Source organism: Testudinibacter sp. TW-1 (assembly GCF_050613185.1).
GTDB lineage: Bacteria > Pseudomonadota > Gammaproteobacteria > Enterobacterales > Pasteurellaceae > Chelonobacter.
Genome location: NZ_CP192511.1, coordinates 1,534,310 through 1,559,995, shown reverse-complemented (window position 1 = coordinate 1,559,995; position 25,686 = coordinate 1,534,310). Strand labels below are relative to the sequence as shown.

The window sequence follows — 25,686 nt, the reverse complement described above, 5'->3', positions numbered from 1 at the left end:
ACTCAGGTTATTCGTTGATATTACGCACAATCTCAATCACGCCGGAAACCGCACTTAGCTTTTTCATCACGCCGTTCAGTTGTTGTACGTTGTGAGTTGAGATCAAAAGAGTGACGACATACACCCGCCCCTCTTTTTCTTCGGTGACAATGCTTTTAATATTGCTGCCGGTTGCCGCGATTGCCGAGGTCAGATTCGCTAGAATCCCCTGCTTGTTCACCATTTCAATCCGCAATTCGGCATCGAATTCGGCGGTGTTTTCACTCTTTTCCCACTCAACCGACGTGAAATGCTCCGGTTGGTTTTGACTTTCCCGCACAATATTGGAACAAGACGCATGGTGTACCACCAAGCCCTTGCCCGGGCTGACAAATGCAATAACCGGGTCGCCCGGTACCGGGTGGCAACATTTGGCGCAGCTGATCAGCAAGCCTTCCGCACCTTTGATAATCAAGTTATTAGAATCTTTGTGGTTATTCGGAATGCCGTCAGTATCAATCGCAATTTTTTCACCCAGCAAACTGTGCGCAATGACCGCGCTCATTTGATTGCCCAAGCCGATTTCCGCCAACAGATCGTCAAAATCGCTCAGTTTTAACTCGGTCAATAAATGTTGCAAGCGTTGCTGATCAATATCTTCCAATTTGTACGGCGAAAGTGAATGAATCAGTTGGCGTTTGCCTAAAATAACCGATTCGTCGCGGCGTAAACTTTTCAGGGTTTGGCGGATTTTAGAACGCGCTTTGGCCGTCACCACAAAATTGAGCCAACCCGCACTTGGGCGTGCCGACGGCGCGGTGATCACTTCCACCGTTTGCCCGCTTTCCAACGGTTGCGATAACGGATACGGCACGCGATCGACCCGTGCGCCGATACAGGTTTGTCCGATGTCGGAATGCACCGCATAGGCAAAGTCAATCGCGGTTGCGCCGGTTGGTAATTCGACGATCCGCCCTTTCGGGGTGAAGACATAGATTTCGTCCGGGAACATATCGGATTTCACGCTTTCGATAAATTCCAACGAGTTGCCCGAACTTTGCTGCAACTCTATCAGGCTTTGCAGCCAGCGTTGCGCACGGATTTGTGCGGTGGTATTTTTGACTTCGCTGCCTTGCTTATACGCCCAGTGCGCCGCCACCCCCATTTCCGCCATTTGATCCATATCTTCGGTACGGATCTGCACTTCGACCGGCACGCCGTGCGGCCCGATCATCGAGGTGTGCAGCGATTGATAGCCGTTGGCTTTGGGAATGGCGATGTAATCTTTCACCCGCCCGGGACGCGGTTTATACAATCCGTGCATTTGCCCCAGCACGCGGTAGCAGGTATCGACATCATCGACGATTGCCCGAAAGGCGTAAATATCCATAATCGAATGGAAACGCTGCTCTTTTAAACGCATTTTTTGGTAGATCGAATACAGATGTTTTTCTCGACCAAATACGCGTGAATGGATACCGGCATCGTCCAACCGCCCTTTGATTTCATCGGCAATGCGCTGAATCATCTCTTTGCGGTTGCCGCGCGCGGCTTGGATCACTTTTTGCAACACTTGGTAACGGTTTGGGTGCAAGGCTTCAAAGCCTAAATCCTCCAATTCGTTTTTGATATGCTCAATCCCCAAACGGTGTGCCAACGGGCTGTAAATTTCCAACGTTTCTTTAGCGATACGCCGGCGTTTGTCCGGGCGCAACGAACCTAGGGTGCGCATATTGTGGGTGCGGTCTGCCAGCTTAATCAACACCACCCGAATATCTTTGGTCATCGCCAAAATCATCTTGCGGAAATTCTCGGTTTCCGCCTCTTTGCGTGTCCTGAATTTTAATTTATCCAGTTTCGACACGCCCTCGACGATCTCGGCGACGCTCTGCCCAAAGGCTTCGGTCAGCTGTTGTTCGGTGTAAGGGGTATCTTCGATCACGTCGTGTAACAACGCCGCCATCACCGCTTCGTGATCCAGTTTCATCTCGGCGATAATCGACGCCACCGCCACCGGGTGGGTGATATACGGCTCGCCGCTGGAACGGGTTACGCCTTCGTGGGCATCACGGGCGATCACATAGGCTTGCTTCACCAGTTCGATCTGTTCCGGTGGCAAATAGCCTTGAATAATCCGGTTTAGGCTCTCGAATAGATACAAATCACACCTGCCTTATTAGAAATATCGGCTTATGCCTGTTCTTCAGCAGACAACAGGGAAACGGCATGAATTTCCGCGGTTTCTTGTTCTAATTGTTCGTAACGCTCTTGTTTATCCATAATCTCGTTGTTGATTAAGCCTTTTTCGATTTCACGCAACGCAATCACGGTCGGTTTATCGTTTTCCGGCTCAACCAGCGGCTCGCGCGCATTGGATTGCAGTTGGCGCGCACGACGGGACGCGGTTAAAATTAAATCAAAACGGTTACCGATTTTCTCTACCGCATCTTGCACAGTTACTCGTGCCATAGTTTTTCTCCACTCAATTCAGTATAGGGTCTGTTGTTATAAAAACGGTATATGATACTAAAATTAGCGTTATTTCGCCAGTAATTGCTGAAGTAATCGCTGCCGATTTTGCTGCTGTGCCGCCAACGTAACGCGATTTGCCAACAACACCGCTTGCAGTTCTGCCAGCGATTGTTCGAAATTATCATTGATAATCACATAGTCATATTCAGCATAATGTTCCATTTCACTGATCGCTTTCGCCATACGCGAGGCGATCACCTTCGCCGAATCCTGCCCGCGTCCGATTAAGCGCCGTTCCAATTCTTGCAGCGACGGCGGCAAAATAAAAATACTTTTGCAATTCGGCATTTTCAACCGCACTTGCTGCGCGCCCTGCCAGTCGATGTCCAAAAAGACATCGATTCCCTGCGCCAAACTCTGTTCAATCATCGGAATCGAGGTGCCGTAATAATTACCGAATACCTTGGCATATTCCAAAAACAGCCCTTGTGCGATTAAGTCTTCAAATTCCGCCACCGTACTGAAATAATAATGCACGCCGTGCTCTTCGCCGGGACGCGGTTGGCGCGTGGTGTGTGAAATCGAAACTTGCGCCTTGTTTGCGCGTTGTTTTAATGCTATCTGTTCTAGTAATGCCGCAATCAGCGAGGATTTGCCCGCCCCACTCGGCGCGGAAACAATATAGAGTTGACCTTGTTGCATAATTTTCCTTGTTGCTGGTTATCGCTTGATTATGTCGTAAAATGCAAAAAAAAGCAGTCGGAAAATACATTGTTTAGCAAGAAAATAGACAAGTGCGGTTCAAATAAACCGCACTTTGGTAAAATACGGCTAAATTACAACACCTGCCGTTGCAATTGCCCGATAATTTGCGGGTTTTCCAGCGTAGAAATATCTTGGGTGATCATTTCGTTTTTGGCAATCGAGCGCAGCAAACGGCGCATGATTTTGCCAGAACGGGTTTTCGGCAAGTTTTCGGCGAAACGAATATCCTCCGGACGCGCAATTTTACCGATTTCTTTCGATACCCACTGTTTCAACTCATCGGCCAGGGCTTTGGCTTCCTCGCCGTCCGGCAGCGGCGTGTTCAACACCACAAACGCCACCACCGCCTCGCCTTTTATTTCATCCGGTTTGCCGACTACCGCCGCTTCCGCTACCTGCGGATTGGCGACCAGTGCCGATTCGATTTCCATGGTGCCGAGACGGTGTCCGGAAACGTTCAGTACATCGTCGGTACGTCCTAAAATCCAGAAATAACCGTCTTCATCGCGGTGGGCGGAATCGCCGGCAACATAATATTTGCCGCCGAGTTCCTCCGGAAAATAGGTGGCTTGATAACGGGCGTCATCATTCCAAATCGTACGCAACATTGATGGAAACGGACGCTTAATCACCAACATTCCGCCGCTTTGATCGCGAATTTTCTGCCCCTGTTCATCCACCACATCCGCCATGATCCCCGGCAACGGCAAGGTACAGGAACCCGGTTTCATCGAATTGATCCCCGGCAGCGGCGACAACATGATCGAACCGGTTTCGGTTTGCCACCAGGTATCGACAATCGGACAGCGTTCTTTACCAATCACATCGTACAGCCACATCCACGCCGACGGGTTGATCGGTTCGCCGACACTGCCCAACAGTCGCAACGAAGAGAGATCGTATTTGTTCGGAATCCGCTCGCCAACGCGGGTCAAAGAGCGGATCAAGGTCGGCGAAGTATAAAACACGCTAATTTTATGCCGTTGAATGGTACGCCAAATCCGCCCCGGATCAGGATAACTCGGCACGCCCTCATAAATCACCTGAGTTGCGCCGTTCGCCAACGGTCCGTAACAGACGTAAGAGTGTCCGGTGATCCAACCCACATCGGCGGTGCACCAATAAATATCCTCCGGCTTGTTATCAAACACATTGCGGAAAGTATTGAGCGCACCTAACAAATAGCCTGCCGTGCTATGCACAATCCCTTTCGGTTTGCCGGTCGAACCGGAGGTATACAAGATAAACAGCGGATCTTCCGAGTTCATCCACTCCGGTTCGCAAAAATCCGGTTGGTGTTTTGATAATTCATGCCACCAGAGATCGCGCCCGTTTTGCCACGGCGTATCGATATTCAAACGGTAATAGACCACCACGTTTTGTATGGTCGGACAGCCCATCTCCAGCGCTTCGTCCACCGTTTCTTTCAACGGAATAATCTTGCCGCCGCGCAAACCGCCGTTAGCCGTGATCACCAATTTGGCTTCGGCGTCTTCAATCCGATCGCGTAAGGCGCCGGCGGAAAACCCGCCGAACACCACCGAATGAATCGCACCGATACGCGCGCAGGCTTGCATTGCAATCACCGCTTCGACAATCATCGGCATATAAATCACCACCCGATCGCCCTTGCCAATGCCCAGTTCGCGCAACGCATTGCCGAAACGGCACACCCGATTATGCAATTGGCTGTAGCTAAACGTGTTGACCTGCCCGAAATCGGACTCGAAGATCAGAGCGGTTTTGTTGCCTTTATCCGGCAAATGGCGATCAAGACAGTTATAGGAGGCATTGAGTTTACCGTCCGGGAACCATTTGTAAAACGGCGCGTTGCTGTCGTCGAAAATAGTCATAAACGGCTTTTTCCAACTGATTAATTCGCGCGCTAAATCCGCCCAATATTGTAGATAATCTTTGTCGGCGAATTCCCACAGCGCCTGATACCCTTCCAACTGCCCGATATTGGCGGCTTGACGGAAATCATCACTCGGTTTGAAAATGCGGTTCTCTCTTAATACGGAATCAAGGTGTTGCATATCGGCGTTCCTCTTAACGAAGTTACAGGAAGCGAAAGAAAGCAAACGATCGCTATATATATAAAATCAGCTACCGTTTACCCTATATTAAGTTAAAAAAATGAGCAAGAGTTGTTAACGATTTGTTTCAAGACTTGGATCACAAAATAGAGGAATTTATCGCGGTATCGTATGCAAAATGATACCTTGATCACAAATAAAACGGCATGGGGGTTGACTGATCGCCATGCCGAATTCCGATTAAACCATGCCGATACTCGCCAAGCCAATAACGGTGATTAACGAAACAGTAGGAATGATTAAAGACACCATCGCAATATCAAAGTAGCTCTGGCGGTGACTCATTCCGGTTATCACTAATAGGGTTAATACTGCCCCGTTATGCGGCAAGGTATCCAATCCGCCGGAAGCAATGGCGGCAACACGGTGAAAATGTTCAATATTCAAGCCTTGTACCATTGCCAATTCATAATATTTTTGTCCCAAGCTTTCCAATGCAATGCCCATGCCTCCGCTAGCGGAACCGGTTGCGCCGGCAAGTGCGGTGACGGATATGGCTTCTGAAATAAGCGGCGAACCTTTGATCGTTAACAGAAAATCGGATAGCAACGCAAATCCGGGAACGGCTTTCACCACCGTGCCGAAACCAACCGCAGCCGAAGTATTCACGATTGCCAATACCGAGCCGTTTGCCCCATCATTAATCGCTTTGATAAACGTTTTATAGCGCGGCACACTCAGCACTAAAATCAGCATGATCCCGATCAGCAAAGCAATGATAATCGACAGTTTGGTCACATTCAGCGCCACAACAACGGAAACCAGCGGCAACATAGAAAACCAGAAATTCGGGTTTTTATTTTCAATCGGCGCCATTGCCTTTTCTGTTTCTGTCTGTCCCGCGGCGTTTTCCAAACGCTCTTCATCTCCGGTTTGCACGGGTTGTTTCGCTTCAAGCTCGGTAAATACTTGCCCTTTGGCGCGAAGTGCGGTTTCACGATAAACTAACCAATAATACCCTAATACCGCCATAATCAAGGCGGAAACGATCCCCATCAACGGCGCTGCCGCCGGGGTGGTATGAAAATAGTTGGTCGGGATTAAATTTTGAATTTGCGGCGTGCCGGGAATAGCCGTCATGGTATAGGTGAACGCCCCCAGCGCAATCGTGCCCGGCAAGAGACGGCGGGAAATATTCGCCTGACGGAACAGCGACACACCGAGCGGATAGACGGCAAAAACCACCACGAACAGGCTTACGCCGCCATAAGTTAAAATCGAGCAGGCGACAACGACGGCTAAAATCGCCCGTTTTGCCCCAAGCCATCGGCTGATCGTTTCGGCAATCGCGTTCGCCATTGCAGTGACTTCCATCAGCTTGCCGAAAATAGCGCCCAACATAAAAATCGGAAACCAAGTTTTGGCAAAACCGACGAAACCGCTCATATAATCACCGGTATAGGCGGTCAATAAATCCAAGCCGCCAAACAACGCAACGACGCCGGCGGCTATCGGCGCGACCCAAATAATCGACCAACCGAGAAAAGCTAAAACAATAATGATAGTAAGACCAAGCAAAATACCCAGCATATTACTTCTCCTATAAATGAATCGATTCTTGGCGCTAAACGCAGCAAACCGACTGCATATTGCAACATTTTGTGGGGTCAAAAAAAGCGGGTTCCGTCCTTGAAACCTGCTTTTGATCCGTCCTACTCAGGGGCAGTTTGCAAAAACAGACTAGACTCCGCCCTGAGATTCTTGTTATTGCGCGGTATAACCGGCATCGATCACCAAGTTAGTGCCGGTAATGTGCTTCGCACAAGGGCTGGAAGCAAAGAGCACCAAACTGGCAATATCATCAATATCAATTAAGGTTTTTTGCGGAATCAACGGATAAAGCACCTCTTCCAATACATTTTCAAGACTGACATTGCGTGTTTTCGCCAAATCTTTCATTTGATTCAACACCAGCGGCGTTTCAATGTAACCCGGGCAAATCGCATTGACGGTAACGCCGTCTTTGGCGCACTCTAACGCGGCAACCCGTGTGATCCCGATAATCCCGTGTTTGGCGGCGTTATACGCCACTTTTCCGGCAAAACCGACCAAGCCGTTGATCGAGGAGATATTGATAATCCGTCCGAATTTCTGCGCTTTCATGAGCGGTAAACAGTGCTTTATGCTTAAAAAAGAGGCGCGCAACATAATTTGGAGCATCAAATCGAATTTTTCAGTCGGGAAATCCTCTATCGGTGCAACATGTTGAATACCGGCGTTATTGACGAAAATATCCAATCTTCCGAAGTGGCGTTGTGCCGTCGCAATCAAATTCTCGATCTCTGCTTCTTTGGTTACATCGGTTTTAACCGCCAATACATTCGGGTGATCAAATTCTTTCAGCCGCGCTGCCAATGCGTCCTCATTGACATCACTGATCACGACTTTCGCGCCGTTTGCTAAAAATTTCTTCGCCATATGCAAGCCGATACCACTGGCCGAACCTGTAATCACAGCGACTTTTCCATTTACATCAATCATCTTTAACCTCAACTTGTTATTATTAATCAGACTGTTACCAATAAAAGAGAAAATCTACACCCGTTCAAGAATCATCGAAATGCCCTGACCTCCTCCGATACACAATGTTGCCAAACCTAATGTTGCCTGTTGTGCGATCATGCCGTACAACAAGGTAACTAAAATCCGCGCGCCGCTTGCGCCAATCGGGTGTCCGAGTGCGATTGCGCCGCCATGAATATTGGTTTTACTTAAATCAAAATTCAGCTCTCTGCCCACGCCTAAAAATTGGGCGGCAAAAGCTTCATTCGCTTCAATCAAATCAATCTGATCCAACGTCAAATCGGCTTTTTGTAACGCTTTTTGGGTCGCCTCAATCGGACCTAATCCCATCACCGCCGGATCATTGCCTGCACTGGCATAGCTGCGAATTTTTGCCAACGGCTGCAACCCTAAGGCTTGCGCTTTGCTTTCACTCATCAGTAACAATGCCGCTGCTCCGTCATTGATACCGGAAGCATTGCCTGCGGTGACTGTGCCGTCTTTTTTGAATGCCGGTCGCAATGTCGCAAGCTGTTCTAAGCAGCAATCAAATTTCGGGTGCTCGTCACGCTGTACCGTCACTTCACCTTTACGCGTTTTCACTGTCACCGGCACAATTTCCGCATCGAATACGCCCGATTGCACCGCTTGCGCCGCCAAGGTTTGGGAACGCAAAGCAAATTCGTCTTGCTCTTGTCGGCTGATACCGTATTGTTCGGCGATGTTTTCTGCGGTAATCCCCATGTGATATTGATTGATCGCACAGGTCAGCCCGTCTTCAATCATAGTGTCTTGCAGAGTTAAATTGCCCATGCGCACGCCGGACCGCACTTTACTGTTGAGCAGATACGGGGCTTGGCTCATATTTTCCATACCGCCGACCACCGCCACATCCGCGTCGCCGCTGCGGATGGCTTGCGCACCCAATACCACGCTTTTCAGTCCCGAACCGCACACTTTATTAATGGTTAAAGAAGCAACTTGCTGCGCAACGCCGGCTTTTAATGCCGCTTGCCGTGCCGGATTTTGTCCCAAGCCGGCTTGCAACACATTGCCCATAATCACTTCGTCAACCTGATCCGCCGAAACTTTTGCCCGTTTTAAAACCTCTTCGATCACCAATGCGCCTAAATCAACCGCACTTACCGTCGCAAGCGCACCGTTAAAACTGCCGATCGGGGTTCTGACGGCGCTGACAATAACTATATTTTCCATATCTGTTTCCTTTTTTATACGGCTATCGGTTACATAGATTGACGGCTGATCACCATCTCTTTAAAATCGTCCGCGACGATAAAATCCGCTTCGGTTTTGGTTTTAATCGTCTCCAAATCAACGTTTGGCGCATGTTCTTGCAAAATTAATCTGCCGTCGACAAAACTAAACACCGCCAATTCGGTCACCACCATATGTACTTTCTTTCTGGCAGTTAAAGGCAAAGTGCATTTTTTCAGAATTTTTGACGACCCCGATTTGGCGCAATGTTCCATACCAATAATGACCTTGCGCGAACCGGTGACCAAATCCATTGCACCGCCCATACCCGGCACCATTTTGCCCGGCACCATCCAATTCGCCAGATTAGCTTCCTGATCGACTTCCAAACCGCCCAGCACACAGGCATCGACATGTCCGCCGCGAATGAGGGCAAAGGAAAAGCCGCTGTCAAAAAACGCACCGTCAGCCTTAATCGAACAAGGTTGTCCGCCTGCATTAACAATATTCGGGTTCGCCGTTTCGCTATCCAAAGCGGTCAATCCCAAAAAGCCGTTTTCGGACTGCAACATGATATTCACGTCATCAGGCAGGTAATTTGCCACCATCGTCGGCAAACCGATTCCCAGATTGACGACATCGCCGTTTTTAAGTTCCATTGCAATACGGCGAGCAATTAATTCTTTTGCATTCATATCCTTTTCCTTCTGATTGCTTCACTTAACTGATCAAAGTGCGGTTTTTAACACAATATGGTCCACCAACGTTGCCGGCGTGATCACCTGATTCGGTTCTAATTCCCCTGCCTCAACCAAATAATCCGCCTCGACAATCACGGTTTTGCAAGCCAGCGCCATTAACGGATTAAAGTTTCGGGCGGAACCGTCATAGATCAAATTGCCGCAAGTATCCGCCGTATGCGCTTTAATCAGTGCCAAATCGGCTTTCAGCGGCAGTTCTAACAGATAATCGACCTGATCGATTCGTATCTTTTGTTTTCCCTCTTCCACCACCGTTCCTACTCCGGTTGGCGTTAGAATCCCGCCCAAACCGGCACCGCCGGCACGGATACGCTCCGCAAAAGTGCCTTGCGGCACCAATTCCACCTCGATTTCTCCGGCAATCATTTTTTTGCCGGTTTCCGGATTAGTGCCGATGTGGGAAGCAATCACTTTTTTAACCCGGTTGTTCACAATAAGCGGTCCTACGCCGCTATCAACCAATGCGGTATCGCTACTAATCAGCGTAATATCTTTAGTACCGGCATCTAAAATCGCCTGCACCAATGTTTCCGCCGAGCCGATCCCCATAAAACCGCCGGACATAATCGTCATCCCGTCAAACAGATGATTTTTTATCTCGGCAATAGCAATAACTTTAGACATAATGACTCTCCAAATGATATATATTTTATTTATACATAATTAATTACACGCTTAATTCATCGAAAATAGAACAAACTATTTCTAAATTTTTTATATTTCCCACATCTCTTTTTTATTTGAAACAATTCATAATTTTATTTATTTTTCATAAGGTTATAAACAACCCCTCTACCATTGTTATAATTTGAATCGAGCATAACAGGAAAAAAACAGAAAAAGAAATACTGATTTTTTAGATATCTATCAATTTTATTTATAGGTTTTTAAGATAAAATAGGAATAGTCAAGAAAGTTAACGGAGAATGATATGGATATTCGACATCTGCGCTATTTCATCGCGATTGTAGATAACAATTTTAATTTAAGCCGCACTTCACAACATCTGTATATTTCGCAGCCGGCACTCAGCATGATGATTAACGACTTTGAAAAACGGGAAGCCATTCAATTATTCAAGCGCGCGCAGGGAAAAATCATCGGTTTGACTTACGTTGGAGAAAATTATTATCACGATGCAAAAGAGATTATCGAAAAATATAATAATATGAATCACAATCTGCGTAAAATCACGAATAAAATTACCGGAAATATTACCATCGGTATTCCGCCATTAGTTTTATCCGTTGTATTTTCTGAAATTATGCCGCATTTGATTCTTAATAATCCGACCATTAACTTCAGTATTAAAGAACAAGGCGCATATGTATTAAAAAACGAATTATTAATGGAGAATATTGATTTAGCCGTGCTGCTTTACCCGGAAGGCATTTCTAAAAATATCATTGATTCTTTTGAAATTTCGCATTCCGAACTGGCGGTTTTCTTCTCGCCGCAACACCACTTGGCACAAAAATCAATCTTAACATGGCAGGATTTACATAATGAAAAAATGGCTATCTTTGATAAAACATTTATGATTTATCACCAATTAAGCGAATATTTTGAACGGCACAATAGTTATCCGAATATTATTGTAGAATCCAGCTCTTGGGACTTTTTATTAAATTCAACCAAAATCAATAAAGAATTATTAACGATTTTACCGTTCCCGATTGCTGAAATTTACCCTGCAAATGATTATGTCTGTCGACGAATTAAAGATCCGGTTCCTTGGCGAGTAACATTATGCCGATTGCGGAAAAATAACTACAGTAATATTGAAAGTTATATTTTAGATTCGCTACTTAGCGCATTTAAATCTTAAAGAATAGTATGCAAAAAAGAGAAAAAATTAAACCGCACTTTTTGATTGGGAGCTGATCAGCCCTAAAAGTGCGGTTTGGAAATTTAACATTAATCAAGCGGCATTCTGGGTTTCAATTTGCTCTTGTGCGCGGCACGTCGTGCCGTCATCTTCCATGTGTTTGAAGATACCGACCACTTCATGGATTTTTTCGCCGTCTTTGAACATCACAAAACCGCCGTGTTCCATTTTGACCCATTCTTCGTTTTTGGTCAGCGGAAAGGTCGAGATGATATTCACCCGGTCGTTCGGTTTGGCGAAGTCGTTAAAGTCAATCACGCCGTCATCGTCAATACGGAACGCTTTGCCGAACGGGGCTTTGCGCATGACATAATGCAAATTGGTGGAACAATGCGCCAGCATGATTTGTCCGTTAGACAGGATAAAGTTAAACGTACCTAGCTCTGCCAGATCATTCGCAATTTCACGCACCGCATCGAAAATCGCCTGATCACTCGGCTTTTTGTGATAGCGCACTTTGAGTTTTTCCACCATGTAGCAGAATGCCGCTTCGGAATCGGTTGTGCCGATTGGTTGCGCTCGGCTTTCCGACAGATCCGGCATGGTTTTCAAGTTGCCGTTGTGGGCAAACACCCAGTTTTCGCCCCAGATTTCACGCATAAACGGGTGGGTGTTTTCCAGATTCACCAAGCCTTGGGTCGCTTTGCGGATATGCGCGATCACATTCAAGGATTTGATGTGGTACTGCTTGACGCAATCGGCAATCGGCGATGAACTGCACGGTTTGTCATCGCGAAACACGCGCACGCCTTTGCCTTCGAAAAATGCGATACCGAAGCCGTCGGAATGGTGATCGGTGATCCCTGCACGGCGGCGAAAACCTTCAAAAGAAAAAACAATATCGGTCGGGCTGTTACAGTTCATGCCCAAAAGTTGACACATATAATGCGATCCTGCAAAACTCAAAAATAATACTTCTTAAAGAAGCGAAAAGATAAGTCGAATGGTGCAGAATTATACGCTTTTTTTACCAATATAAAATAGGGGGATATTCTTTTTCGCAGATTTTTTATCCGTTTTGTGGTTGCTGATTTTAGGATCCATTGCTCAAATTATAAATAAAGAGCGACAGCCCCTACAGCTGCCAAGTCAGGATTTGCCAACCGCACTTTTCCGCGTGCCGGCGCAAAGTGCGGTCAGGATTGACCACTTTCGGATAGCCCACTTCGTTCAGCAACGGCAGGTCGTTACACGAATCGGAGTAGAACGTCGCAGCACGTATTAAATCGGCATAATGATCACCGAGATAGGCTTGCAAACGGGTTACTTTGCCCTGCTGGTAGCTGAGCACCCCGACGGTGTTGCCCGTGTAATGTCCGTCCAGCAGCTCGGTTTGAATCGCAATCACTTCACGAATGCCCAACCGTTTCGCCGCCGCTTGTACCACAAAATCGGCGGTCGCCGAAATCATGATCAGCCGTTGTCCGGCAAGTTGCGCCTGTTTGACGCTTTGTTTTGCCGCCGGATAAATCCGCGGCTCAATCTCATTTAAAGCAAAAAGTGCGGTCTGTTTGGCAATCTCCGCTTGCGACATCCCCCGCAACGGTGCAAGGGTAAACGCCATATAATCGTCCATCGACATGTCAGCGGCGGCATATTTCTGCATCATCAAGTATTCCCGTTCGACAAATTCGTGATCGACCAAACCGCGATGTAGCATAAATTCGCTCCACAAAGAAGCACTGTCGCCGTCGATCAGCGTATCGTCCAGATCAAATAGCACTAAACTCATTGCAACTCCCTGATTTGCCCCTGTTCAAATTCCACTTTCACCATCGTACCGAGTGGGAAAAAATGCTCGCGCGACAGATTGAGTTTATCCACCGTCAGATCCACGCCGTCCAAGCGCACTTTATAACGGATAATATTGCCCAACAAACTACGCCCGACAATCACGCCGCGTCCGTGCTCGCTATCAGCCTCCAGCCTGATGGATTCGGGGCGGATCGCAATATCAGACCGCACTTCGCACGCCAGCAGCCGAGCAGCGTCTGCGGCGCCGAGAATATTGTAGCTGCCGATAAAACCGGCGCTGAAACGGGTTTGCGGCGCAAGATACAGGGTTTCGGCATCGCTGTTTTGCTCGATCCGCCCCTGATTCATCAGCACAATCCGATCCGACATGGTCAAAGCTTCCTCCTGATCATGGGTCACGAAAATCGTGGTCAGCTTCAGTTCCTGCTGAATTTGGCGGATCTGCTGGCGCAAATGTTTACGAATGCGTGCGTCCAATGCCGACAGCGGTTCGTCCAACAACAGTAAATCAGGGCGCGTAACCAGCGAACGCGCCAACGCCACCCGCTGACATTGTCCGCCGGACAACTGCTGCGGATAGCGATCACGGTATTTTTCCAATTCGACCAACGCTAAAATCTGCGCAACCCGTTGCTGAATTTCCGCCGACCGCACTTTGCGCATTTTCAGCCCGAACGCCACGTTGTCATACACATTCATATTCGGAAACAACGCATAGCTTTGAAATACCATCGCAATATTGCGTTTTTGCGGCGTGGCGTGGGTGATTTCCTGCCCGTTCAGCACGATTTGTCCGCTGTCAATCTCGGTCAAACCGGCAATACAGCGCAACAAGGTGGATTTGCCGCAACCGCTCGGTCCTAACAAAGTGACGAATTCCCCTTGATCGGCATGAAAACGGATATTGCTAAAAATGGTGTTGTCGCCATATTTTTTATCTAAATCAACCACATTTAAATAAGACATTAATCTTTCCTTTTTTCACGGTTAAGGCTGTTGGCAATCAGGGTGGCAAATAAAATCAGCAGGAAATACGACACCACCAACGCACTGGAATAGTGTCCGCTACGGTTGCGGATGTTATAGAGATAAACCTGCAAGGTTTCGTATTGTCCGCCGACCAACATATTGGCAAACAAAAATTCGCCGATCAGGAATGAAAATGAGAGGAAAATCGCCGATAACAGCCCATTTTTGAGGTTAGGTAAAATAATCTGCCATACTGCCCGCAAGGTGCTTGCGCCCAATAAATGGGCGGTATCGACCAGATCGCGCAAGTTAATCGCACTTAAATTGTTTTCAATCGCCCGGTAAATAAACGGCAAGGCAATCATAAAATAGCAGCCGATCAAGATCCACGGCGTGCCGGTGATGGCAAAAGGCTCATCGGAATAGAGCTGCAACAGCCCGACCGACGACACCACCGGCGGAATGGCGAACGGCAAAATCACCACTAAATTCATCAACGGTTTCAGTTTGGGGAAATAGTAATCCACCACAAAAATCACCGGAAAGGTGAAAGCGATCGCCACCACCAACGCAGTGAAACAGATCCACAACGAACGGAAAAGTGCGGTCAGAAAACGTTCGTCCGTCCACAGTTGGTGATACCAATCTAAGGTTAAGCCGTCAGGCAGCAGGGTTGCGCCCCAACTGGTGGAAACGGAATAAAGTGCGGTTGCGGCAATCGGCGCAGCTAAAATCAGCAACAAAACCAATAACACACTGTAATGATAAATACGATCTTTCGCCATCATCTTACCTTTTATCCTGATAGTTATAACGCTTACCCAACCCACGGTGCACCAGCGTCACCACTAACATTAATGCGATCAAGAACAACGACAGCGCACTGGCAAGATACGGATTGAGGAAAATATCACCCGATACCAAGGCGCCGATACGGATCGGCACGACGTTATAGTTGCCGCTAGTGAGGGCGTAAATCGTGGCATACGCACCAATCGCATTAGCAAACAGCACCACCAGCGTGCCGAGCAACGCCGGCATTAGCACCGGCACGGCAATTTTGCACCAATATGCCGTGCTGTTCGCACCGAGCAACGCCGCCGCCTCGCGCCACTCCCGTTTCAAGGCATCGAATGCCGGATAGAGCAGCAACACCGCCAACGGAATTTGGAAATAGGTATAAATAATGATAATCCCGGTTTTGGAATAAATATCAATTGCGGCAAAACCGTGGTGACGTAACAGCAGATTCAGCGCACCGTTCGCCCCTAGCAAAATAATAAACGCGAACGCAAGCGGAATGCCGGAAAAATTACTGGTCATGCTATTGAACGACAAAATAAAATCGCCGACCCGCGACGGTTTGATCGCACTCAGGGAATAGCTGCCGAACAGCGCAATCACTAGCCCGAACAGACTCGACCAAAGCGAAATCTCCAATGAGTAACGGATCGCTTGCAAGTAAAACGAGGAACTGACAATTTCGCTGAAATTCGCCACCCCCCAACCGCCGTCTTCAAGCTGAAACCCGTTAATCACAATCCAAATCAGCGGCACCAGCTGAAATGCGAGGAAAAACAGTAAAAACGGCAACATCGCCGCAATCGCTAACCCTTTCCCTTTCATCAAATTGCCTCTACGTTAATTTTTTATTTTAATAGCGCCGCACAAAACGGTTTATCGTGTTCTACACCTAAAATTTGGCAAACCGTGCCGCAAATCTCGGTCTGTAAAAGGGCGGTATCCGTCAAACTGAACGCCTCGCCGAACACATAAAACGGCACGCGTGCCTCCGTGTCGGAATCGGCACAATGGTTGCCGTCGTCATTCATGCCGTGATCGGCGGTGATAATCACCTGATAGCCCTCTTGCAACCACGTCGCGAGGTAATCGGACAAAATATTATCGGCGCGGCGTGCCGCATCACGGTATTGTTTGCTGTCTTGTCCGTAGTGGTGTCCGATGTCGTCGATATTCATCGAATGGCACAGTAAAAAGTGCGGTTGGTGCAAGTGGCGCAGGCTGTCGCCGTCGGCAAACAGATGGGAATCGGGATAGTCGTCGGCGTAATAAAAATGCGCATATTGAATCGGCAAGTGCGGTGCTTGCACATGGCGATCCAAGGTCGGATTAAACGGGGTGCGGTTATACAACTCGCTCACCCAATGATACGCCGCCGCAGCGGTTGTCAAACCCGCCGCCGCGGCATAATGAAAAATACTCCGATGGTGCGACAAGCGGGTGATGCGATTATTCACCACGCCGCTGTCAATCGGCGCAACACCGGTGAGCAGACACTCGTACAACGGGCGCGACAGCGCAGGCAGTTCGCTTTGCACTTGATACAATTTGCCCATGCCGCGCCGACACAACGCCTGTAAATGCCCCATGGTTTGCACGGCGGTGGCATAATTCAAGCCGTCTAAAATCACCAGAATTGCTTTCATCATCAACCTCTTATTTCATATTGATAATGACTTTTTCCTGCCACAGGCGCGGCAGTTGTTTAGCCGTTTTTTCCCATGCTTTGCCGTCTTGAATCGGACGTGCGTTTTTGTACTGCTCGGACGGCAACAATTTCGCCACCACATCTTGCGGCAAGCTGAGTTTGTCGGCGCGAATCGGACGGGCATAACCGCGCGCCAGGTTGATCTGCCCTTGATCGGACAAAATATATTCGCGTGCCAATTTCGCCGCATTGGGGTGTTTGGCATATTTATTGATGATGGTGGTGTAACCGGAAATCACCGAGCCGTCCGACGGAATCAGCACTTCAAAACGGGTCGGATCGATTTGATCACGGTAGTTCAAGCCGTTGAAATCCCATACGACACCGACTTCCACTTCGCCTTTTTCCAAGTTGGCAATGCTTGGATCAACCATGCCCAAACGCCCCTGTTTCGCCAACTCGGCAAAGAAATCCAATGCCGGGGTTAAATCTTTTTCATCGCCGCCGCGCGCAAAGTTCGCCGCCAACACGCCGTTCACCGCCTGCGCCGCCACACTGACATCGCCGACGGTCACTTTATAATCGCCTTTCAGCAAATCGTCCCAACTGTGCGGAGTGTTTTTCACGGTATTTTTATTGACGATAAAGGCAATCGTGCCGGTATACGCCAACATCCAATGCCCGTCTTCATCTTTCGCCCATGCCGGAATGTCATCCCAATAGCTGGTTTTATACGCTTGGGTCACGCCTTTTTGCACCGCAATCGGTCCGAAAGAGGCGCCGACATCACCGATATCCGCGGTCGCATTTTTCTTTTCCGCATCAAACTTGGCAATTTCCTGTGCCGAGCTCATATCGGTGTCAGTGTGCTTCAAGCCGTATTTCTCGCCCAACTGCACCCACGTATCTTTCCAGTTCGCCCACGTGTCCGGCATACCGACACTGTTCACCGCGCCTTCTTTTCTCGCCGCCACTTCCAACGCCGCCAAATCCCCTGCGGCATACGCAGACGACAAGCCGACGCTCAGTGCGGTTAAGGCAATGACTAAACTTTTTTTATTAAAATATGACAAGCCCATTTAAGTCTCCTTTTGTGTTTGAAGTGATCTTCAGATTGAAGAGACAATGAGTATAGCGGGGGAATGTTACAGTATGATGACAGCAGAACAGAGCGAAGAAAACCATCGAGTGAACAAGTTATCTAAACTTTAATAATTCATCTTCGTTTGTTGCAATATTATCCGCTGAGATATTGAACTCTGACGGTAAAGATTGGTTACAAAGTATAATATTAAAGTTATTAATGTCATCTATATATGCAGAATGTACTTTATTTAATTTTGTATGATCAAAAACAATAATCTTTTTTCTGGTTTTAGCTATTGCCTTCTGTTTTATTTGAGCTTCATTTAATCTGAAACAAGTTAATCCATAATGCGGATCAACGCCGGAAGTCGCAATAAATGCCTTTGTAGTGCAGATATTATCTAAAAGGTTTTGATTTTGAAATGGTGTCAACATAGCATTATCTCTTGAATATGTGCCACCAATCAATAACAATTCACAATTTAATTTTTCTTGCAAAATAATAAAGGTATTAATTGAACAACATATTGCAGTAAAATTTATAGAATCTGGTATTTGAGAAGCAACAAATGAAATCGTTGTACCACAATCAAAAAAAATAACATCACCATTTTCCACCAAAGATGCAGCCATTTTACCTAAATACATTTTTTCTATAATATTTTTATCTTGCTGCTCAAGCAAGAAATAATTATTTGATTTTTCATTGGATTTTAAAAGATATCCACCTAATAAAACTATTTCAGTTACATTAGAACTTATATCTCGACGAATAGTCATCTCAGATACATTCAATATTTCTGCGGCATCGCTAAGATGAACTCTATCCACCTGCTTTAATAAATATTCTAACTTCTGAATCCTGCCATTCTTTTTATTAATCATATTAACCTTAAGAAAATTTTAAAATTTAACTGTAACAAACCATTTAAAACATCAGATAATTATCAGCACATCAAAACCATCTATTTAATTAAAAACTTAAATGAAACGTTCTATTACATATTAAGTGAAATTTTTTAAATCCAATTCATAATCCCGCAATAATTCCACTAATTTTAAATAACGATGATATTTTAACTGATATAGCACGCTATTACTTCGATTTGGATAAATTATTTTCTTTTTGCAATGCATCTTCTCTATTATAAAGTCTGTATTCTGATTATCACCCTGCATTGCCATCAATGCAGCACCTAAACACCCAGGTTCCTCAATATCTAAAATCTCTAAAGGAAGTTGAGTTATGTCTGCTAACATTTGTAGCCACACATCAGATTTTGTTATCCCTCCCATAACTTTTAATATTGAAACATCATTAAAAACCGTTCTAATCCTATTTAAATGATACATAAAGCTAAATATCACACCTTCATAAACAGCTTGAAGAATATGAAACCTTGAATGATAATATTGCAGACCATATAAGCCAGATTTCATTTCTTGAATAACATTAGAACCATAAAGAAACGGTATAAATAATATGGAACTCGAAGCAACTGGAATTTTAGATATCTCCTGATTTATTTGCTCGTAATCTAGGTTATTATATTGTTCAATAAAATATTCAAGATTAGCAGCTGATGTAGGACTATCATCATGAACAATAAAACCCTTACTATTCAAATAGTTACTATAAATTATTTTATTTTTATTATATCTAATTTTTTTTGTAATACCGCCAACAATAGTCCATGTACCAAAAATAACATTTAATTGAGATTCATTTTCTAGGTTAGCACAAAAGACTGAGGACGTTACATCAAAAAAACCACCAACAACCGGTATGCCCGCTCTTAGCCCCGATAACTTAGCCGCTTTTTCTGTTACATATCCTGCTATTTCATTAGATTTAATAATAGGTGGAAATTTTTCATACATTTCTTCAATATCAAATAGAGTAAATAAATTTTTATCGTAATTTCTATTATGTGAATTATAGACATTAGATTCAGATATATTACTCTCCTCGCAATACAGTCTACCTGTTAAACAAAACCTCAAGTAATCATGCGTCATTAAAACAACGTATATCTTTGCATATCTATTAGGATCATTTTCTTTAATCCAGCGTAAAATTGATACTGGATGACCAGACCATACAGGTTGACATGTTATAGCGTAGCTCTGTTCAACTATATTATTCTGTCTCCACCTCTCAACAATATAATCTGCCCTTTTATCTGATGATAGGATAGCATGACCTAGCGGCTTTAAATCGCAATCAAGTAAAAAAGCGCCTTTACCTTGCGAAGATATTCCGATTGCATGAATATTATTTGAATCTACGCCACTTGACTTAATAAGTCTTTTAATTAAATTAGATACTTTTTGCCAAAACCGTATCATATCTCTTTCGGCATACCCCAGATCAAGGCTAATTACTTCAATCTCTTCTTTTATACAGTTTAAAATATATCCTTCTTCATTCAATAAGATTCCTTTAATAAAAGTCCCACCACAATCAAGACCCAAATAATACTTCATACTATCCTCTTTATATAAAAGCAAATAATTATGACCTGAAAAATATTTGTTTAAACTTATTAATCGAAATCTCACCTCGTCTAACCTGATCTAAAAATACAGCTAAAATAATAACCAAGCCAATAATTAGTCTTTGTAGATAAGAAGTAACATTTAATAATGTTAGTCCATTTTGTAACACGCCCATAATTAGAGCACCTATTGATGTACTAATAACTGAACCAACACCACCAATTAAACTCGTTCCGCCAATAACAGTTGCAGCTATAGCTTCTAATTCATAGCCATTTCCCGCTATGGGCTGAGCCGCATTTAGTCTTCCAACTAAAATCACTGCACCCACTGCGGCTAAAGCTCCATTGATAATATAGGCTTTAATTTCTAATTTATTGACATCAATCCCAGATAATCTAACCGCCTCACGATTACCACCTAGAGCATAAATTTGTCTTCCAAAGATAGTCTGAGTTAAAACATACCAACTAATTATAACTATCAATACAGCAATAATAATTGGTATTGGAATATTTACATTATTAGTGATGTATAACTGCCCATTGCCAAAAAATCTTAGTGCCTCAGGAAAATTATAAATTGTTTTACCATCAGAAAATGTTAAGGCTAAGCCTCTTGCAATCCCCATCATACCCAGCGTTGTAATAAATGGAGTAACCTTACAGTAAACAATAATAAGTCCATTAACATATCCACAAAATGCGCCAACAATTATAGAACCCAAAATTGAAAATATAACAATTAGAAAAATCAATAATTCTGATGGATTATCTCCCAACCAATCCAAACCCGAATGGATAAAAATACCTAAAGAAACAGCGGATAATGCGACTATAGAACCTACGGATAAATCAATTCCGCCTGTTAATATCACATAAGTCATACCAACTGATATAATGCAAATCACTGAGACTTGTAATAATATATTAAGAATATTATTAGTTGATAAAAATACATCCGTAGTAATAGACATTCCTAAAACCATAAAAAATAATACGATACTAATTCCTAATTTTGACATCAATTTTTTAAAGTCAAACATAATCACCTCTTATTACCTAAACCCCTATCATTAAACGCATCAAATTTTCTTCTGAAATATCATCTTTATTATCAATCTCTTTTATTTTATGACCATTTCGCATCACAATAACTCTATCAGACATCGTCATCAATTCTGGCAAGTCTGAGGAAACCATAATAATACTTCCGCCATCATCAACAAATTGGCGCATTAAATCATATATCTCAGATTTAGCTCCAACATCAATCCCTCTTGTTGGTTCATCGAAAAATAAAATATTTACTCCACTTTCAAGCCATCTAGCAATGATTACCTTTTGTTGATTTCCACCGGAAAGTGTTTTGGTTTCTTGTTCAGTACTTCGAGAAACAATTCTAAGTTTAGAAATATTTTCTTTTGCTAAACTAGCTTCCATCTTTTTATCTAAGAAAAGTTTTTTCCAAAATCTACTAAGAATCGGTAATGTGATATTTTCACGAATACTTAATCCCAATATTAAACCTTGTGATTTACGATCCTCAGTGATAAAACCAATTTTTAGTTTGACTGCATCTTTAGGAGAATTAATTTCTACTTTTTCATTATCAATATATATTTCTCCCGTTGCTGGATCTGCGCCATAGATAGCACGTAACAATTCCGTTCTTCCAGAGCCGACTAATCCGGCAAACCCAAGTATCTCACCTTGATTTAGACTAAAACTAACATCATTAACGCCTTCAGTAACTATATGCTGAAATCTTGCTTTTTCTTTGTTAAAAACAATATTTCGATAATAGCGACTAAAATCCACATCTCGCCCTACCATTAATCTGACAATATCATCATGTGAGATATTTTTATAATCTATAGTTCCAGTTATTTCACCGTCTCTTAATACTGTTATTTTATCTGCAATATGTTGGAACTCCTCTAAACGATGAGAAATATAAATCATAGCCACTTTTTTCTTTTTAAGCCTTTGGATTATTTTGAAAAGAACTTCTGTATTTTTTCTTGATATAGAAGCTGTTGGTTCATCAAAAATGATAATTTTATATTCGCTAAATATTGCTTTTGCAATTTCCACCATTTGCTGTTGAGCAATGGAAAGTGTTGATATTAAAGAATCTGGCTGAATATCTAATTCCAGTTCATTTATAATTTCTTTCGTTTTTTTTCTCATAAACTCCCAGTTCATTCTACCTAAGCTGAGACTTTTTTCAGAGCCTAAAAATATATTTTCCAAGACACTTAATTGAGGAACAAGCATTAACTCTTGGTGGATAAAGCCAATTCCTAATGTTTGAGCATCTTTAACCGTTTTAGGTAAGTAATAACTACCCTGATAAAAAATTTCTCCACTATCTCTAGAATAGATGCCCGCAATAATCTTACATAGCGTTGATTTACCTGCACCATTCTCTCCGACTAAACAGTGCACCTCTCCAGCATTAATTTGTAAGTTAATATTCTTTAATATTTGATTTCCAAAGAAACTTTTTTCAACATTCCGCAGCTCAAGCATTATCTCATTATTGTTCATATCTTCTTTTCAGCCCTAGTAAACAATATTGAACCAAGGATACTCTATTCCTCCTACAAAAAGCGTGACCAATTTCACACTAAAGAACAAAATTAGTTATAAAAATAACATTTATTTTCTTTTAAATGGTTTATTTTTCAATATGTGATTTTAATCACAAAAAACAACACTGAACATGTTAGAATCAAAACACTGACAAATGAAGTAAGCTGTCAGAAATAGAAATATACAATATGACTTCTACAACGAGGAATCTAAAATGAAAACAAAGTTACTCATTAACTCAATCAAGGTTGGATTACTTACATTTGTTTTATCAACAACAATTAATGCAGCAGATAAGCCACAAATTGCATTGCTGATGAAAACATTAAGTAATGAATATTTTATTTCTATGCAAAAAGGTGCTGAAGAAGCTGCAAAAGAAATGAATATCAATCTAACAATTCAAGTCGCTGAAAAAGAAGATTCAACAGAACAACTAGTTGGTTTAGTTGAAAATATGATTGCTAAAAAAGTTGACGCAATTATTGTAACGCCGAATGACTCCATCGCATTTATACCTGCATTCCAAAAAGCCAAACAAGCCAATATTCCAATTATTGATCTGGATGTGCGACTTGATGCAAAAGCTGCTGAAAAAGCAGGTCTAAAATTCAACTATGTTGGTGTTGACAACTTTTTAGGAGGATATTTAGCTGCTAAAAATTTGTCAGAAGCAATCGGAGGTCAAGGTAGTGTTGCAATTTTAGAAGGAATTCCCGGCGTTGATAATGGGGAACAACGTAAAGCGGGTGCACTGAAAGCTTTTTCAGAATATCCTGATATTAAAATTGTTGCCTCTCAATCCGCAAATTGGGAAACAGAGCAAGCTCTCAATGTTACGAGTAATATTCTAACTGCAAACCCAAATATACAAGGAATTTTTGCTGCAAATGACAATATGGCTATCGGAGCTGTCACTGCTGTAGAAAACGCTAGATTAGCAGGCAAAGTCCTTGTTACCGGATATGATGGCATACCACTAGCAATTGAGTATGTTAAACAGGGTAAAATGCAAAATACTATTGATCAGCTTCCTAAAAAACAAGTTGCAGTTGCACTCGAATTTGCTTTAAAACAACTCAATAATCAAGAAATTCCTGAGACTTTCTATGTCGATCCTGTGGTTGTCGATAAAGAAGAATCGAAAAAATATTAAAATAAAATCGCTAAAAAACCGAAAGGCAAATACCTTTCGGTTTTCAATGAGAAAATCAAAGTGCGGTCTGGCTTGTGATTAGAACACGCCTTGTGCCAACATGGCGTCAGCCACTTTGACGAAGCCGGCAACGTTCGCACCGACCACATAGTTGATATTGGTTTCGCCTTCGCTTGTGCCGTATTTTTTACAGTTGGCGTGGATATCCAACATAATGCGTTTTAATTGCGCGTCCACTTCTTCACGCGTCCAGTATAAACGTTGTGAGCTTTGCGCCATTTCCAAACCGGAGGTCGCCACGCCACCGGCGTTGGCGGCTTTGCCCGGCCCGAACAATACATCGGCGGCTAAGAAACGGTCGGTCGCTTCAATCGTAGTCGGCATATTTGCGCCCTCTGCCACCAATTGTACGCCGTTGGCAATTAAGGTCTCTGCGTCGGCTAATTCCAATTCGTTTTGCGTGGCACAAGGCAAGGCGATATCCACTTTCACCCCCCAAGGGCGTTCGCCGGCATGGTATTCCAAGCCGAATTGTTCGGCGTAATCTTTCACGCGACCACGTTTCACTTCTTTGATTTCTTGTAATGCGGCGAGTTTTTCCGCAGTGAAACCGTCTTTGTCATATACATAACCGCTGCTGTCAGAACAGGTCACCACTTTCGCGCCTAATTCCAACGCTTTTTCAATCGCATATTGCGCCACGTTGCCCGAACCGGAAACCGACACGGTTTTACCGGCGAAGGATTGACCTTTTTCTTGCAACATCGCTTGTGCGAAGTAAACCAAGCCGTAACCGGTCGCTTCAGGGCGGATCAAGGAACCGCCGAAAGACAAACCGCGTCCGGTGAACACGCACGCCGCTTGGTTGGATAATTTTTTCATGTAGCCCGCCAAGTAACCGACTTCACGCCCGCCCACGCCGATATCCCCGGCCGGTACGTCGGTGTCCGGTCCGATATGACGATATAATTCTGCAACCAAGGCTTGGCAAAAACGCATGACTTCCGCGTCGGATTTGCCTTTCGGATCAAAGTCCGAGCCGCCTTTGCCGCCACCCATTGGCAGGGTGGTTAACGCATTTTTGAAGATTTGCTCGAAGCCTAAGAATTTTAAGATCGACAGGTTGACTGACGGGTGGAAACGCATGCCGCCTTTGTACGGCCCGATTGCGCTGTTGAATTGGACACGGAACGCACGGTTGACTTGCACTTGCCCTTTATCATCCGTCCACGCCACACGGAATTGAAATGCGCGTTCCGGCTCAACCAAACGCTCTAGTAAACCTTGCGAAGCATATTTCGGGTTGGCTTGGATAAACGGCCAAACCGAAGTGAACACTTCTTTTGCCGCTTGCAGAAATTCCGGTTGGTTGCCATCGCGTTTCGCCAGTTGCGCTAAGAAATCGTCGAGAGAGGTTAAATTGCTCATGGGTTTTCCTTCTTTGTTTTTAGATGTGTTGTGTGTTTTCTATCTGTTATGATTGTAATAAAAAATCCT

23 protein-coding genes are annotated in these 25,686 nt (G+C 44.3%); 2 read left to right on the top strand and 21 right to left on the bottom strand.

The genetic code is table 11. The features are described from left to right. Nucleotides 1–7 precede the first annotated feature (7 nt). The 9 genes from spoT to atoD form a co-directional block, all read right to left on the bottom strand. Nucleotides 8–2,140, bottom strand: a complete 2,133-nt coding sequence (spoT, locus tag ACQ31U_RS07485; protein WP_431050792.1) for a bifunctional GTP diphosphokinase/guanosine-3',5'-bis pyrophosphate 3'-pyrophosphohydrolase — start codon at nt 2,138–2,140, stop codon at nt 8–10. A gap of 29 nt (nt 2,141–2,169) precedes the next feature. Beyond that, nucleotides 2,170–2,448, bottom strand: coding sequence for a DNA-directed RNA polymerase subunit omega (gene rpoZ, locus ACQ31U_RS07480; RefSeq protein WP_431050790.1), 279 nt, complete (start codon nt 2,446–2,448; stop codon nt 2,170–2,172). A 69-nt stretch (nt 2,449–2,517) separates the two neighbouring features. Next, entirely contained in the window at nt 2,518–3,153 is a 636-nt protein-coding gene (gene gmk / locus ACQ31U_RS07475) for a guanylate kinase (RefSeq protein WP_431050788.1), read from the bottom strand. A gap of 134 nt (nt 3,154–3,287) precedes the next feature. Next, nucleotides 3,288–5,252, bottom strand: a complete 1,965-nt coding sequence (acs, locus tag ACQ31U_RS07470; RefSeq protein WP_431050786.1) for an acetate--CoA ligase — start codon at nt 5,250–5,252, stop codon at nt 3,288–3,290. A gap of 240 nt (nt 5,253–5,492) precedes the next feature. Next, the gene (locus tag ACQ31U_RS07465) at nt 5,493–6,842 is read right to left on the bottom strand and encodes a GntP family permease (protein ID WP_431050784.1); all 1,350 of its coding nucleotides are present in this window, start codon (nt 6,840–6,842) and stop codon (nt 5,493–5,495) included. 174 nt (nt 6,843–7,016) lie between these two features. Next, nucleotides 7,017–7,793 (bottom strand): 3-hydroxybutyrate dehydrogenase, encoded by a 777-nt coding sequence (locus tag ACQ31U_RS07460; protein WP_431050783.1) that lies wholly within the window; start codon nt 7,791–7,793, stop codon nt 7,017–7,019. A gap of 54 nt (nt 7,794–7,847) precedes the next feature. After that, a complete protein-coding gene (locus ACQ31U_RS07455; RefSeq protein WP_431050781.1) occupies nt 7,848–9,029 on the bottom strand; it encodes an acetyl-CoA C-acetyltransferase in 1,182 nt (393 codons plus the stop codon). A 29-nt stretch (nt 9,030–9,058) separates the two neighbouring features. After that, nucleotides 9,059–9,724, bottom strand: a complete 666-nt coding sequence (locus ACQ31U_RS07450) for a 3-oxoacid CoA-transferase subunit B (RefSeq protein ID WP_431050780.1) — start codon at nt 9,722–9,724, stop codon at nt 9,059–9,061. 33 nt (nt 9,725–9,757) lie between these two features. After that, nucleotides 9,758–10,414: an acetate CoA-transferase subunit alpha gene (gene atoD / locus ACQ31U_RS07445; RefSeq protein WP_431050778.1), complete on the bottom strand. Its 657-nt coding sequence runs from the start codon at nt 10,412–10,414 to the stop codon at nt 9,758–9,760. 307 nt (nt 10,415–10,721) lie between these two features. Here atoD and ACQ31U_RS07440 point away from each other — a divergent pair, with 307 nt between their 5' ends. Beyond that, nucleotides 10,722–11,618: a LysR family transcriptional regulator gene (locus ACQ31U_RS07440; protein WP_431050777.1), complete on the top strand. Its 897-nt coding sequence runs from the start codon at nt 10,722–10,724 to the stop codon at nt 11,616–11,618. A gap of 93 nt (nt 11,619–11,711) precedes the next feature. On the opposite strand, the gene ACQ31U_RS07435 is transcribed toward ACQ31U_RS07440, so the two are convergent. The 11 genes from ACQ31U_RS07435 to ACQ31U_RS07385 form a co-directional block, all read right to left on the bottom strand. Beyond that, nucleotides 11,712–12,560, bottom strand: a complete 849-nt coding sequence (locus ACQ31U_RS07435; protein ID WP_431050775.1) for a class II glutamine amidotransferase — start codon at nt 12,558–12,560, stop codon at nt 11,712–11,714. A 193-nt stretch (nt 12,561–12,753) separates the two neighbouring features. Continuing rightward, nucleotides 12,754–13,410, bottom strand: coding sequence for an HAD family hydrolase (locus ACQ31U_RS07430; protein WP_431050773.1), 657 nt, complete (start codon nt 13,408–13,410; stop codon nt 12,754–12,756). Then, nucleotides 13,407–14,399, bottom strand: a complete 993-nt coding sequence (locus tag ACQ31U_RS07425) for an ABC transporter ATP-binding protein (RefSeq protein ID WP_431050771.1) — start codon at nt 14,397–14,399, stop codon at nt 13,407–13,409. The genes ACQ31U_RS07430 and ACQ31U_RS07425 overlap by 4 nt, the downstream gene beginning before the upstream one ends. After that, complete coding sequence (locus ACQ31U_RS07420) at nt 14,399–15,190, bottom strand: ABC transporter permease (protein ID WP_431050769.1); 792 nt, start codon at nt 15,188–15,190, stop codon at nt 14,399–14,401. The genes ACQ31U_RS07425 and ACQ31U_RS07420 overlap by 1 nt, the downstream gene beginning before the upstream one ends. Before the next feature lies 1 nt (nt 15,191). Then, nucleotides 15,192–16,028: an ABC transporter permease gene (locus ACQ31U_RS07415; protein WP_431050767.1), complete on the bottom strand. Its 837-nt coding sequence runs from the start codon at nt 16,026–16,028 to the stop codon at nt 15,192–15,194. A gap of 23 nt (nt 16,029–16,051) precedes the next feature. Next, nucleotides 16,052–16,852 (bottom strand): alkaline phosphatase family protein, encoded by an 801-nt coding sequence (locus ACQ31U_RS07410; protein ID WP_431050765.1) that lies wholly within the window; start codon nt 16,850–16,852, stop codon nt 16,052–16,054. 7 nt (nt 16,853–16,859) lie between these two features. Next, a complete protein-coding gene (locus ACQ31U_RS07405) occupies nt 16,860–17,930 on the bottom strand; it encodes an ABC transporter substrate-binding protein (protein WP_431050763.1) in 1,071 nt (356 codons plus the stop codon). Between the two features lie 118 nt (nt 17,931–18,048). Then, entirely contained in the window at nt 18,049–18,822 is a 774-nt protein-coding gene (deoR, locus tag ACQ31U_RS07400) for a DNA-binding transcriptional repressor DeoR (protein WP_431050761.1), read from the bottom strand. Between the two features lie 120 nt (nt 18,823–18,942). Then, nucleotides 18,943–20,424 (bottom strand): FGGY-family carbohydrate kinase, encoded by a 1,482-nt coding sequence (locus ACQ31U_RS07395; RefSeq protein WP_431050759.1) that lies wholly within the window; start codon nt 20,422–20,424, stop codon nt 18,943–18,945. 28 nt (nt 20,425–20,452) lie between these two features. Then, on the bottom strand, nt 20,453–21,481 hold the full coding sequence (locus ACQ31U_RS07390; protein ID WP_431050757.1) for an ABC transporter permease: 1,029 nt from the start codon (nt 21,479–21,481) through the stop codon (nt 20,453–20,455). 16 nt (nt 21,482–21,497) lie between these two features. Beyond that, complete coding sequence (locus ACQ31U_RS07385; RefSeq protein WP_431050755.1) at nt 21,498–22,988, bottom strand: sugar ABC transporter ATP-binding protein; 1,491 nt, start codon at nt 22,986–22,988, stop codon at nt 21,498–21,500. 259 nt (nt 22,989–23,247) lie between these two features. Here ACQ31U_RS07385 and ACQ31U_RS07380 point away from each other — a divergent pair, with 259 nt between their 5' ends. Further along, nucleotides 23,248–24,189, top strand: a complete 942-nt coding sequence (locus ACQ31U_RS07380; protein ID WP_431050753.1) for a sugar ABC transporter substrate-binding protein — start codon at nt 23,248–23,250, stop codon at nt 24,187–24,189. Between the two features lie 78 nt (nt 24,190–24,267). Here ACQ31U_RS07380 and gdhA read toward each other — a convergent pair whose 3' ends face one another. Further along, on the bottom strand, nt 24,268–25,617 hold the full coding sequence (gdhA, locus tag ACQ31U_RS07375) for an NADP-specific glutamate dehydrogenase (protein WP_431050751.1): 1,350 nt from the start codon (nt 25,615–25,617) through the stop codon (nt 24,268–24,270). Nucleotides 25,618–25,686 lie beyond the last annotated feature (69 nt).

Excerpts from the sequence above, each read along its gene's own strand:
- ACQ31U_RS07460 (WP_431050783.1), bottom strand. The coding sequence starts at position 7,793 with ATGATTGATGTAAATGGAAAAGTCGCTGTGATTACAGGTTCGGCCAGT.
- ACQ31U_RS07380 (WP_431050753.1), top strand. The coding sequence starts at position 23,248 with ATGAAAACAAAGTTACTCATTAACTCAATCAAGGTTGGATTACTTACA.
- ACQ31U_RS07455 (WP_431050781.1), bottom strand. The coding sequence starts at position 9,029 with ATGGAAAATATAGTTATTGTCAGCGCCGTCAGAACCCCGATCGGCAGT.
- ACQ31U_RS07425 (WP_431050771.1), bottom strand. The coding sequence starts at position 14,399 with ATGTCTTATTTAAATGTGGTTGATTTAGATAAAAAATATGGCGACAAC.
- ACQ31U_RS07405 (WP_431050763.1), bottom strand. The coding sequence starts at position 17,930 with ATGGGCTTGTCATATTTTAATAAAAAAAGTTTAGTCATTGCCTTAACC.
- ACQ31U_RS07435 (WP_431050775.1), bottom strand. The coding sequence starts at position 12,560 with ATGTGTCAACTTTTGGGCATGAACTGTAACAGCCCGACCGATATTGTT.
- gdhA (WP_431050751.1), bottom strand. The coding sequence starts at position 25,617 with ATGAGCAATTTAACCTCTCTCGACGATTTCTTAGCGCAACTGGCGAAA.
- atoD (WP_431050778.1), bottom strand. The coding sequence starts at position 10,414 with ATGTCTAAAGTTATTGCTATTGCCGAGATAAAAAATCATCTGTTTGAC.
- deoR (WP_431050761.1), bottom strand. The coding sequence starts at position 18,822 with ATGATTAATAAAAAGAATGGCAGGATTCAGAAGTTAGAATATTTATTA.
- gmk (WP_431050788.1), bottom strand. The coding sequence starts at position 3,153 with ATGCAACAAGGTCAACTCTATATTGTTTCCGCGCCGAGTGGGGCGGGC.
- ACQ31U_RS07430 (WP_431050773.1), bottom strand. The coding sequence starts at position 13,410 with ATGAGTTTAGTGCTATTTGATCTGGACGATACGCTGATCGACGGCGAC.
- ACQ31U_RS07385 (WP_431050755.1), bottom strand. The coding sequence starts at position 22,988 with ATGAACAATAATGAGATAATGCTTGAGCTGCGGAATGTTGAAAAAAGT.
- ACQ31U_RS07395 (WP_431050759.1), bottom strand. The coding sequence starts at position 20,424 with ATGAAGTATTATTTGGGTCTTGATTGTGGTGGGACTTTTATTAAAGGA.
- ACQ31U_RS07465 (WP_431050784.1), bottom strand. The coding sequence starts at position 6,842 with ATGCTGGGTATTTTGCTTGGTCTTACTATCATTATTGTTTTAGCTTTT.
- ACQ31U_RS07450 (WP_431050780.1), bottom strand. The coding sequence starts at position 9,724 with ATGAATGCAAAAGAATTAATTGCTCGCCGTATTGCAATGGAACTTAAA.
- ACQ31U_RS07420 (WP_431050769.1), bottom strand. The coding sequence starts at position 15,190 with ATGATGGCGAAAGATCGTATTTATCATTACAGTGTGTTATTGGTTTTG.
- ACQ31U_RS07415 (WP_431050767.1), bottom strand. The coding sequence starts at position 16,028 with ATGAAAGGGAAAGGGTTAGCGATTGCGGCGATGTTGCCGTTTTTACTG.
- ACQ31U_RS07410 (WP_431050765.1), bottom strand. The coding sequence starts at position 16,852 with ATGATGAAAGCAATTCTGGTGATTTTAGACGGCTTGAATTATGCCACC.
- ACQ31U_RS07440 (WP_431050777.1), top strand. The coding sequence starts at position 10,722 with ATGGATATTCGACATCTGCGCTATTTCATCGCGATTGTAGATAACAAT.
- ACQ31U_RS07390 (WP_431050757.1), bottom strand. The coding sequence starts at position 21,481 with ATGTTTGACTTTAAAAAATTGATGTCAAAATTAGGAATTAGTATCGTA.
- rpoZ (WP_431050790.1), bottom strand. The coding sequence starts at position 2,448 with ATGGCACGAGTAACTGTGCAAGATGCGGTAGAGAAAATCGGTAACCGT.
- acs (WP_431050786.1), bottom strand. The coding sequence starts at position 5,252 with ATGCAACACCTTGATTCCGTATTAAGAGAGAACCGCATTTTCAAACCG.